Origin of the sequence: Sediminibacterium salmoneum NBRC 103935, from assembly GCF_000511175.1 — a bacterium.
Taxonomy (GTDB): domain Bacteria; phylum Bacteroidota; class Bacteroidia; order Chitinophagales; family Chitinophagaceae; genus Sediminibacterium; species Sediminibacterium salmoneum.
The window spans coordinates 1,665,045-1,676,580 of sequence record NZ_KI866530.1 but is presented as its reverse complement, the minus strand read 5'-3'; the positions used below and the strand labels follow the sequence as shown (position 1 = coordinate 1,676,580).

Sequence of the window (11,536 nt, the reverse complement as noted above, 5' to 3'; positions counted from 1 at the left end):
TAATAACTTTCGTATAGCATACATTATACGAAGTTATACGATGTATTAAATCATTTTTTAAAAGATAATTATGTCTTTTTTTGCTCATCCTACAGCAGTTATAGATGAAGGATCTAAAATTGGCGCAGGTACTAAAATATGGCACTTCTCTCACATTATGAATGGGTGTGTTTTAGGTGAGTTATGTAATATCGGACAAAACGTAGTTATCTCACCGGATGTTATTTTAGGGAATAATGTTAAAGTTCAGAATAATGTTTCTTTATATACAGGTGTCATTTGTGAAGATGATGTTTTTTTAGGCCCTTCATGTGTTTTCACAAATGTTATTAATCCGAGGAGCGCAGTAAATCGACGCAATCAATATTTGTCAACAAAAGTAGGTAAGGGAGCTAGTATTGGAGCAAATGCAACTATTGTTTGTGGTCACGATATTGGTAATTATGCTTTTATTGGTGCAGGAGCGGTTGTTACCAAGTATGTTCCTGCTTATGCATTAGTTGTAGGGAATCCTGCAAAGCAAGTTGGTTGGATGAGCGAATATGGTAGTAAACTACTATTTGATGAAAACGGAGAAGCTTTCTGTAAAGAAAGTGGTGATAGATATATATTAAAGAACAATTTAGTAAATAAAGTGAATGAGTAAAAAATTTGCGTTAATTGGTGCTGCTGGTTATATCGCTCCAAGGCACATGAAAGCGGTAAAAGATACTGGGAATACAATCGTCGCAGCATTGGATAAATTTGATAGTGTTGGGATATTAGATAGTTATTTTCCGGAAGCTGATTTTTTTACCGAGTTTGAAAGATTTGATCGCCATATTGAAAGGTTGAGATTGAAACAACAGCCCATTGATTATGTTTCTGTATGCTCACCCAATTATTTACATGATTCACATATAAGATTTGGTCTGAGAAATAATGCAGATGTTATTTGTGAAAAGCCCTTAGTACTTAATCCTTGGAATCTAGAGTCATTGGCATCTCTTGAAAAAGATTATGGGAAGAAGGTTTTCAATATCTTACAATTAAGATTACATCCTTCAATCATATCTCTTCGAAATAAAGTATTAGCGGCACCCCAGAATAAAATTTTCGATATTGATCTTTCATACATTACTTCTCGCGGTAATTGGTACTATACAAGTTGGAAAGGAGATGTGCATAAGTCTGGAGGCATAGCAACTAATATCGGTGTTCATTTCTATGATATGCTTTTATGGATTTTTGGTGATATAAAAGATAATATAGTTCATTTGCATGAACATGACAGAGCTGCTGGGTATTTGGAGATGCAAAGAGCAAGAGTAAGATGGTTTTTGAGTATCAACTATGATAATATACCACCACAAATAAAAGAGTCGGGAAAAAGAACCTTTCGTCAAATCACAATTGATGGAGAATCTTTTGAGTTCAGTGATGGGTTTACAGAATTGCATACCTTGAGTTATAAAGGCATTCTTGAAGGAAACGGATTTGAGTTAAAAGACGTAAAACCAGCTATTGATCTGGTGCATGATATAAGAGTAAAAAGCCCAATCGGCAAAAAGGGAGACTTTCATCCGTTCGTTAATCTTCCATTAAGCAAACATCCTTTTTCAAAATAATTTAATAATATGAATATTGAAAATTCAAAAGTTTTAGTCATAGGTGGCGCTGGTTTTATTGGAAGTTTTGTAGTTGCAGAGTTGTTAAAGGAAAACGTTGGTCATGTCATAATTTATGACAACTTCGCACGTGGTAAAATGGGAAATATTTCAGATGTTCTTAAAGATCCCAGATGTACTATATATCCCAATGGTGGTGATGTACGTGAAACGGACATCCTAAATGAAGCAATGAAGGGAGTAGATTATGTTGTATGCCTCGCAGCTATGTGGTTACTCCATTGTAAAGACTTTCCTCGTACTGCTTTTGATGTTAACATTGGAGGAACATTTAATGTTTTGGAGGCATGTGTAAAAAATAATGTAAAGAAATTGATCTGGTCATCATCTGCTTCGGTTTATGGGGACGCGGTAGAATTGCCAATGACTGAAATGCATCCATTTAATAACAAAAATTTTTATGGAGCAACAAAAATTGCAGGAGAGGCAATGTGTACAGCTTTCAACGACAGGTATAATTTGCCAGTTATTGGTTTGCGATACATGAATGTCTACGGCCCTAACCAGGATCAAACTGCTGCATATACCGGTGTTATACCTATTATGCTCAATAAGATTGATGCAAATGAGCAACCTACAATTAATGGAGATGGTAGTCAAGCATATGATTTCATTTATGTTGAAGATGTCGCAAGATGTAATGTGCAAGCACTTAAAAGTGATACAAATTTCGGTTTCTATAATGTAGGTACAGAAGTTCAGACATCTATAAAAACTCTATGTGATACAATATTAGAACTCAAGAAATCTGATTTAAAAGTTATATATAAGCCTTATTCTGCAGATGATGCTAGAGCGTTGGTTCAAAATCGTATTGGATCTCGGGTAAAAGCAGAAACCGAGTTAGGGTTTAAATATAAATATGAGCTTAAAGAGGGACTTCAAAAGTTGATTGATTGGAGATTAAAAAACAAACAATAATTCGGTATGCAAAAAAGAAATATTCCAATATCTATACCATCAATGGGTATTGAAGAATGGGAGGCATTAAAAGCTCCCATAGAAAGTGGTTGGATTACTCAAGGACCAAAAGTTAAGGAATTTGAAAGTGCATTTGCAATACGTCACAATGTAAAGCATGCATTAGCTGTCTCTAATTGTACGACAGCTCTTCATTTAGCTCTGGTAGCCTGTGGTGTGAAAGCAGGGGATGAAGTACTTGTGCCAGCTTTTACTTGGGTTTCGACAGCTAATGCAGTAATGTATTGTAATGCGACGCCAGTTTTCGTTGATGTTGACCCTCTGACTTTTAATATTGATGTTACTAAAATTAAGGACAAAATTACCTCTAAAACAGTAGCAATAATTCCAGTGCATTTGTTTGGCTTATGTGCTGATATTGATTTTATCAGGGAAAATTTCCCACAATTAAAAATTGTAGAAGATGGAGCATGTGCAGCGGGTAGTGCATTGAGAGGGAAACCGGCTGGAAGCCTTGGTGACGTAGGTTGCTTCTCATTTCATCCAAGAAAATCTGTTACCACAGGTGAAGGTGGAATGCTAACAACGAATGATGATCAAATAGCAGCCACTTTAGATATGCTACGTAATCATGGAGCATCCATTTCAGAAGAACAAAGGCATCATGGCCCCAAGCCCTATATTCTTCCTTCGTTTGATATGGTAGGTTATAATTATCGAATGACTGATCTTCAGGGAGCATTAGGCGTTGTACAATTGTCGAAGCTTGATAAATTCATAGATGAAAGGAATCATTGGGCTACTTATTATAAAAATGAGTTGAGTAGTATTGAGTGGTTAAGAACGCCAGAAGTACCATTAGGGTACAAGCATGGGTGGCAGAGTTATGTGACTTTTATTAATGAATCAGTTTCTCCGCTCAAGCGAAATGATATAATGGAAAAACTTCAACAGCATGGAATTGCTACTAGGCCAGGTACACATGCAGTGCATATGTTGAATGTGTATGCCAAAATGTTTAATATTCAACCATTAGATTATCCCGGTGCATTTGCTGCTGATCAATATTCAATGTCAATCCCGCTTCACAACAAGATGCTAAAAGAGGATTTTGAATATGTTGTTCAAATTTTAAAAAGTATCTAGTTTTTTACTCCTGATAGGACCCTATCAATAATCATTCTATAGATTTAATTTATGTGTGGAATTGCTGGAATATTTAAGTTAAATGGTAAGCCTGTTTCAAATCAGGAAATAAGAATAATGAATGATGCCATCAGTCATAGAGGACCAGATGGGGAAGGGATTTTTATAGATGAAAATTTAGGTCTTGGTCATCGCCGACTTGCTATTTTGGATACATCCCCCAAAGGCGCTCAACCTATGAGGAGTAAAGATGGAAAGTGGGTAATAGTTTTTAATGGATGTATTTATAATTTTCATGAATTAAAGCTCGAATTACAAAGTAAAGGGCATGAGTTTATTTCTACATCTGATACCGAAGTTATAGTAGAGGGATTATCAGCTTATGGGCCATCATTTTTTTCAAAACTTGATGGAATGTTTGCTATTGGTGCTTGGAATACTAAATCACGAGAATTATATCTGAGTCGCGATAGATTTGGGGTAAAGCCATTATACTATTATTTTAGGAATGGTATATTATTATTTGCGTCAGAAATAAAAGCCTTTTTAAAAAATCCTGCTTTTTCAGTACAACTCAATTATCAAGCATTAAATGAGTATTTTACCTTTCAAAATATGTTCACCTTCCAAACTCTTTTTAAGGACGTGTACATGTTGCCTCAGGCCAATACTGTGTGTATCAATACCTATACATCAGAAATTATTCATAAATCTTGGTGGGACTATGATTTTTCGAAAACAGATGACAAAATGAGTTTCTTGGATGCCAAAAATGAAACTGAGCGATTATTTTCAAATGCAGTAGCTAGACAAATGGTAGCAGATGTGCCTGTAGGGAGCTATTTGAGTGGAGGTATTGATTCGGGTTCAATCAGTGTTTTGGCGTCAAAGCATGTACCTAGGTTATATACTTTTACTTGTGGGTTTGATATGAGTCAAGTAACAGGCGTAGAAGCTAATTATGATGAACGGAGGGACGCGGAGCTTACCGCTAACTATATTAAGAGTGAGCATTATGAGCAAGTAATGAATGCAGGTGATTTAAAATGGAGTTTGCCTAAATTGGTTTGGCATCTTGAAGACTTGAGAGTAGGCATGAGTTACCCCAATTATTATATCTCTCGTTTAGCTAGTAAATTTGTTAAAGTCTGTTTACAGGGAACTGGAGGGGATGAACTATTTGGAGGCTACCCATGGCGTTATTATAGAATTTTCAAATCCTTAGATAGGAAAGATTATTTCAATCAATATTATGATTTTTGGCAAAGAATAGTTAAAGATGAGGATAAAAAATCTCTATTCAATAAACACATACATGCCGAATTTGATGTACAAGAGCCAAGAAGAATTTTTGAACGAGTCTTTCTTTTTAATGAAAGTTTGAAATACGATCTACCAGAGCAGCATATCAATAATTCACTTTATTTTGAAATCAAAACATTTCTCCCCGGTTTATTTTTAGTTGGAGATAAATTGTCCATGGCTCATGGTTTAGAGGAAAGATTCCCGTTTATGGATAATTCGTTAGTTGAGTTTGCTCAAAAGGTGCCAGTTCGTCATAAGTTAGGTAACCTTGAAAATATGAAGCGATTGGATGAAAATGAATTTGGGGATAAGAGAAAAGTATATATTGAATATGACGATGGTAAGAATGTTTTGCGAAAAGCAATGAGTTCTATTATGCCCCAACAAATAATTAATCGGAAAAAGCAAGGATTTAGTGCTCCAGATGAGAGTTGGTATCGAGGAGAGAATGCAGCTTATATGAAAGAATTACTTTTAAATAAAAGAGCTATTTCTTCGGAATTTATTAACCCTCTTTATACCCGAAGAATTGTTGATGAGCATATCAATCAAAGAAAGAACCATCGTTTGTTATTATGGAGTCTTATGAACTTCGAATGGTGGTGTAGAATCTTTTTAGGGAATGAAAAAATTTAATTCGTGATTCCTCATTCAAGAACAACAATTGGTACAGAAGAAGTTGAAGCTGCTTCTGTACTTCTAAATAGTCTCAATTTAGCTAAAGGAAATATTAGCGAAGCGTTTAAAGATGAGTTTAAAAAATATATAGGTGCAGAATTTGTCAATCTTACCTCTAGTGGCACAATGGCTTTTTTTTAATTCTTAAGTCTTTGGAAGTTAAGAACGGCGATGAAGTTTTACTACCTGATTATATATGCAATAGTTTGTTAGGTCCGATAAGTGCATTAAAAGCATCTGCGATAGTATATGATAACCAATTAAATAGTTGGATATCAAATGAAGATCAAATACTTAAAAAATAAGTAAAAAGACTAAAGCTGTAGTGGTAAATCATACATTCGGCTATACTCTTAATTTTTTAGAAAATTTGAGAAAACGTCTGCCCGAAAATGTTGTATTAATCGAAGATTGTTGCCATGTAATTATCAATAGTTCTCATGAATTGAGTAAATACGTTAGTAAATATAGTTTATGCTCTTTTTTTTCCTTTAATGCAACAAAACTATTAGCTTCTGGAGAAGGAGGAGCAATAAGCACAAATAATGAGAAATTTGCGAATAAAATCAGTGCGTTTAAAATTGGCGACAATTTAAGTAATCTTTCATGTTCGATCGCTTTAGAGCAGCTCAAGAAACTAGATTATTTTCTAAAAAAAAGGAAAGAAATCGCAGAGCTTTACATCTCTGAATTTAAAAATTATTTGCCTAGTGAGTTTGACTATTATTCTGGGATCTATTTTCGATTCCCTATTCTAGTTAGTAAAAATGCTGAATTCTGGTATAGTAAGGCTATTTCGTATCGCAAAGGGGTTGACAGTTTAATCTCAATGAGTCTTAACGTTAAGGCACAAGTTAATGCTTATAATATACTAAAAGATACAGTTTCATTACCAATTTTCCCATCTTTAGAAAATTTTGAATTAGAGAAAATAGTTAGTGAAACTCATAAACTTATAAGAAATGCAAATTAGAATACTTGAGGATCAGTTTAGTGTAGATTACGAGAATTTTCTGAAGCAACATGAATGCACAATGATATACTATTCACAGAAATATAAGAATTTCTTGAAGGAATTGTTGGGTGCAGAATCGCTGTATCTTGTTGCTGAAGGAACAGATAAAAAAATTGAAGGCGTTTTACCTTTATTGGTTAAGAATGGTCAATACGGGACAGTAATTAATTCACTTCCATATTATGGAAGTAATGGGGGCATACTTTCTACCAACTTGTTAGCAAAGAAGTTATTATTGGAAGAATATTTATCATTAATAAAGACAAGGAAGTACGCTTGTTCAACTATTATTGACAATCCGCTTGATCAAAATTATGATTATAATCGTATTGATGTAAATGAAAGGGACAGCAGAATCGGTCAGTTAACTAACATTAGCGGGCAATTCGATACTATGGAAACTTTGATGATAAAGTTTCATTACAAAACAAGAAATATTATTCGGAAGGCAATAAAGTCAAATATTAAAGTAGATGTCGATAACAACATGTTTTCTTTTCTAGAAGAAATACATAACGACAATATGAAAAGTATTGGTGGCATGGCAAAGGATAGTCGTTTTTTCAATCTTGTGCCAAAGTATTTTAATGAAGGGGTTGATTATGATATTTATGTTGCTAGATATGAAGGTGTTCCTGTTTCAGCAATGCTCGTTTTCTATTATGGATCAATAGTGGAATACTATACGCCGGTAATTGTACGTGAATTTAGACATCTACAACCATTATCCCTTTTAATAGCTACGGCAATGTTTAACGCAAGCAGTAGGGGGTTTAAATGGTGGAATTGGGGTGGTACTTGGCAAAGCCAAGATGGCGTATATGATTTTAAGTCAAAGTGGGGTACACAAGACATTATATATAATTACTACACTACAATAGTTGATCAAGAACTATACAATTGCACAAAAGAACAACTTTTAGATGCTTACCCAGGCTTTTATATAATGCCATTTACATCATTAAAGAGTTGATATGGATATAGTTTTTTTTACAGGAGGTGCAAGGAAAAAAGCGCTACTAGCTTTAATACAAAATGGAATAAATATTGTTGCTGTTGTGTGCCCTCGTCCTTCTAAGGCAAATTCAAGATTTTTGGATGTTATTATTACAGCTCATGAATACGGAATCCCCGTTATAACTGTAACGAAAGACACTATTTATGAGTCTATAAAATCTTTAAAATTTGACGTGCTTGTAAGCTGCGGATTTAGTTATATAATGAACGAACAAATTATAAAATGTGCCAGAATTCTTGCCATTAATGTTCATCCAACTTTATTACCTAAATATCGCGGATTTAGAAGTGGTCCATACATACTGATAAACGGAGAAACAAGAAGTGGGGTAACAATACATGAACTCACAACAGATATGGATAGGGGTGATATTTTTCTTCAACGGGACTTTCAAATTAGCCCTTTCGATACGACTAAAAGTGTATTTCGAAAAGCTCAAGAATTGGAACCTCAAATGCTTGTTGACTTTTTTAATTTTTTAAAAAGTGGCTCTTTGCAAAGAACTCCACAGGATGAGTCGAATGCTTCAGCTTACAACAATATTCGTACCCCAAAAGACTCCTTGGTAGATGCAAATAAATCACTTTTTGAGTTGTATAATTTTATTAGATCTTGCGACTCTAATGACTACCCCGCATACTTCTACGTCGAAAATGAAAAGGTTTGTATAAAACTCTGGAGACCAAATAATCAAGAACAAGATACGATATGAAAACATATAAAGGACGTGACCTTTTATCTGAGGGATTACAAATATGTACAAGATGTATATATGATGAAACTGTAGCAGGAATAACCTTTGACCAAAACGGTGTTTGTAGTTACTGTAAATTAGTTGATGATTTACAAAATCAGTATAATACTGGAACCAAGGAAGGTGAAAGTGAGTTCTTGAAAATAGTACAACAAATCAAAAAAAATGGAATAGGTAAGAAGTATGATGTCGCAGTAGGTGTTAGTGGGGGTACTGATTCATCCTATATGTTGTACTTATCAATCCAATACGGATTAAGACCTCTTGCAGTTCACTATGATAATACATGGAATACAGCAATAGCCACTGAGAATATACGGAAAGTCACTTCGAAGTTAGGAATTGATTTGTACACACATGTTTGTGATAATAAAGAAAGTGATGATATCTTTCTATCGTTCTTCAAAGCTAGTGTGCCAGAAATTGATGGACCAACAGATATTGCGCTAGCCGAGGTAATGTATAGGGCAGCAGCCAAATATGGTATCAAGTATGTTTTTGAAGGTCATTCTTTTATTGCAGAAGGTGTTTCTCCATTGAGCAAAGCTTATGTTGACGGTGGATATAATATTGATGTACATAAAAAATTCGGAAAAATGCCAATGAAAACTTTCCCAAATATGACCTTTTGGAAATTTATTTATTGGACTGTTTTTAAACGTATTCGAAAAATTAGACCTTTATGGTATCTTAAATATTCTAAAGAAGATGCAATGGAATTCCTAAAAAAAGAATACGGTTGGCAGTATTATGGAGGTCATCATCTGGAAAATAGAATGACAGCGTTTCATCATAGTTATTACACACCGGTAAAATTCGGACTAGACCAAAGAAATAATAGTTTGTCAGCTTCTGTACGATCAGGAAAAATTTCCCGAGAAAATGCGCTCATGCAATATGCTCAACCGCCTTTTATTGAGGACGAATTAATTGTCTATTTCAAGAAGCGAATGGGGCTTTCAGATAATGAATTTGATGAAATCATGAATCGCGAACCTAAATCTTATAAAGATTATAATACTTATAAAAAACGGTTTGAAATTTGGCGACCATTATTTTCCATTCTAGCTAAAAAGCAACTAGTTCCTATGAGTTTCTATCTTAAATATTGCTTCCCTTCAAAGGATAAAAAATGATAACAATAATAGATTATGGAATGGGCAATCTCGGCTCTGTTGCTAATATGTTTAAGAGGATTGGCGTAGAAAGTATAATTTCTTCTGATATAGACGTAATTAGTCAAGCAAGTAAAATTCTGCTACCAGGTGTAGGTGCTTTTGATACTGCTATGGAAAAAATTAATGAGTTAGGTCTTATACCAATATTAAATTTTAAAGCTTTAGAAGAAAAAATACCAATTATGGGTATTTGCTTAGGGATGCAATTGCTTACTGAGTCAAGTGAAGAGGGAAAACTAAAAGGGTTAGGTTGGATTCCTGGACATGTTAAAAAGTTTAGCTTTGAAGACGATAAATTGGGACTAAAAGTTCCTCATATGGGATGGAACTTTATTAGGTCTAACAAAATATCTAATTTGACAAAGGATCTTCCAGAACCATCAAAATTCTATTTTGTTCATAGCTATTATGTTGAATGTCAAAATAGGGAAAATGTAATTGCAACAACTGAATATGGGTTTGAATTTGATTCTTTGATATCATTTGAGAATATCTATGGCGCTCAGTTTCATCCTGAGAAAAGCCATAAGTTTGGGATGAAATTGTTACAAAATTTTGCTGCAATATAATGTTACAAGTTAGAATAATACCTTGTCTACAATTAATAGGGGAAAGCCTAGTTAAGACTGTTAACTTTAAAAATCAACGATACATTGGGGATCCAATCAATACGGTTAGAATTTTTAATGAAATGGAGGTAGATGAACTTTGTTTTCTTGATATAAGAGCCTCAAAAGAGGGACGTAAGCCACCCTTTCATATTCTTAAACAAATAGCTAATGAAGCATTCATGCCAATGGCTTATGGAGGAGGTGTAAAAACTTTCGAAGAAGCTAAAGAAGTATTATCGATTGGCTTTGAAAAGGTAATTATAAATACTGCCGCCTACAACAATACATCTTTGATTACCCAAATATGTGACCACTTTGGTTCTCAAGCTGTAGTCATTTCTATAGATGTACGAAAAAGCTTATTAGGTCATTATCAAATCTATACCAATAGCGGTTCACAAAAAAACTCTATGCACTTAACGGAATACTTGAAAGAAATTGAAAAAGCTGGAGCTGGTGAAATTTTAATAACCTCAATTGATAGGGAAGGAACTTGGTCGGGTTATGATATTAAACTTATAAAGACAATAACAAGTAATGTTACTATTCCTGTTATTGCAAATGGAGGAGCAGGAAGTTTAAAAGATATTGGACAAGCTGTTAATGAAGGTGGTGCTTCTGCAGTTGCGTTGGGTAGTATGGTCGTTTATCAAAAAAAAGACATGGGTGTGTTAATTAATTTTTTTGAAAAAGAGCAAATTAATAGTGCGTTTAATTCAAAATAATTCGAATTAATATAAAATTGGAAAGCCAGTAAATATACTTATGGTAAGATATATGTAGTTATTACTACAAATTTGATAAAATCCTTTTGAAATTTATGAGAGCTATATTTTGTTAAAGCGAAGTCAATAAGATTAGAATGAAGCAAATTGCATTGGTTGGTAATATGAATAATAATTTAAGTTCATTATACCGATATTTAATTGACGATGGATATTCAGCAGATCTTTTCTTGCTTGAAAATGAACCAAGTCACTTTCATCCTTCTAACGATAGTTTTGATGGATATTTTGAAAATAATATTCCTAAAATAGTAGACTGGGGCAATCCACTAAATATTATATCATCAAAAGTGACTGATCCCAAAAGAATACTTTCTGAGTATAAACTTGTCATTTGTTGCGGACCATCTACGGCATTCATAGCTAAAGCAAAAATAAGAATAGATATATTTTTACCTTATGGTTCAGATATTTATTCATTACCGTATATCCAGTTCGCAAAAAATCCAATAAATTTC

General features: G+C 33.8%; 13 protein-coding genes. All 13 read left to right on the top strand.

From position 1 onward, the window contains the following. Window positions 1-70: 70 nt before the first annotated feature. Window positions 71-646, top strand: coding sequence for an acyltransferase (locus tag P767_RS0107910; RefSeq protein WP_026764073.1), 576 nt, complete (start codon window positions 71-73; stop codon window positions 644-646). Next, entirely contained in the window at window positions 639-1,607 is a 969-nt protein-coding gene (locus P767_RS0107905) for a Gfo/Idh/MocA family oxidoreductase (RefSeq protein WP_026764072.1), read from the top strand. Before P767_RS0107910 ends, P767_RS0107905 begins: the two co-directional genes overlap by 8 nt. A 9-nt stretch (window positions 1,608-1,616) precedes the next feature. Continuing rightward, a complete protein-coding gene (locus P767_RS0107900) occupies window positions 1,617-2,588 on the top strand; it encodes an NAD-dependent epimerase/dehydratase family protein (RefSeq protein WP_026764071.1) in 972 nt (323 codons plus the stop codon). A gap of 6 nt (window positions 2,589-2,594) precedes the next feature. Further along, window positions 2,595-3,734, top strand: a complete 1,140-nt coding sequence (locus tag P767_RS0107895; protein WP_026764070.1) for a DegT/DnrJ/EryC1/StrS family aminotransferase — start codon at window positions 2,595-2,597, stop codon at window positions 3,732-3,734. A 51-nt stretch (window positions 3,735-3,785) separates the two neighbouring features. Beyond that, window positions 3,786-5,675: an asparagine synthase (glutamine-hydrolyzing) gene (gene asnB, locus P767_RS0107890; RefSeq protein ID WP_026764069.1), complete on the top strand. Its 1,890-nt coding sequence runs from the start codon at window positions 3,786-3,788 to the stop codon at window positions 5,673-5,675. Window positions 5,676-5,678: 3 nt separating this feature from the next. After that, window positions 5,679-5,858 carry a DegT/DnrJ/EryC1/StrS family aminotransferase gene (locus P767_RS0107885; RefSeq protein ID WP_026764068.1) on the top strand — a complete coding sequence of 60 codons (180 nt, stop codon included), beginning with the start codon at window positions 5,679-5,681 and terminating at the stop codon, window positions 5,856-5,858. Window positions 5,859-6,018: 160 nt separating this feature from the next. Then, window positions 6,019-6,690 (top strand): DegT/DnrJ/EryC1/StrS family aminotransferase, encoded by a 672-nt coding sequence (locus P767_RS0107880; RefSeq protein ID WP_262506416.1) that lies wholly within the window; start codon window positions 6,019-6,021, stop codon window positions 6,688-6,690. Further along, window positions 6,680-7,705, top strand: a complete 1,026-nt coding sequence (locus tag P767_RS0107875) for a peptidoglycan bridge formation glycyltransferase FemA/FemB family protein (protein WP_026764066.1) — start codon at window positions 6,680-6,682, stop codon at window positions 7,703-7,705. Before P767_RS0107880 ends, P767_RS0107875 begins: the two co-directional genes overlap by 11 nt. Before the next feature lies 1 nt (window position 7,706). Beyond that, on the top strand, window positions 7,707-8,462 hold the full coding sequence (locus tag P767_RS17630) for a methionyl-tRNA formyltransferase (RefSeq protein ID WP_026764065.1): 756 nt from the start codon (window positions 7,707-7,709) through the stop codon (window positions 8,460-8,462). Further along, window positions 8,459-9,640: an N-acetyl sugar amidotransferase gene (locus P767_RS0107865; RefSeq protein WP_026764064.1), complete on the top strand. Its 1,182-nt coding sequence runs from the start codon at window positions 8,459-8,461 to the stop codon at window positions 9,638-9,640. The genes P767_RS17630 and P767_RS0107865 overlap by 4 nt, the downstream gene beginning before the upstream one ends. Continuing rightward, window positions 9,637-10,251: an imidazole glycerol phosphate synthase subunit HisH gene (gene hisH, locus P767_RS0107860; RefSeq protein WP_026764063.1), complete on the top strand. Its 615-nt coding sequence runs from the start codon at window positions 9,637-9,639 to the stop codon at window positions 10,249-10,251. Before P767_RS0107865 ends, hisH begins: the two co-directional genes overlap by 4 nt. Beyond that, complete coding sequence (locus P767_RS0107855) at window positions 10,251-11,018, top strand: AglZ/HisF2 family acetamidino modification protein (RefSeq protein ID WP_026764062.1); 768 nt, start codon at window positions 10,251-10,253, stop codon at window positions 11,016-11,018. The genes hisH and P767_RS0107855 overlap by 1 nt, the downstream gene beginning before the upstream one ends. Before the next feature lie 137 nt (window positions 11,019-11,155). Beyond that, on the top strand, window positions 11,156-11,536 hold a 381-nt coding region (locus P767_RS18490), incomplete at its 3' end, for a hypothetical protein (protein WP_026764061.1).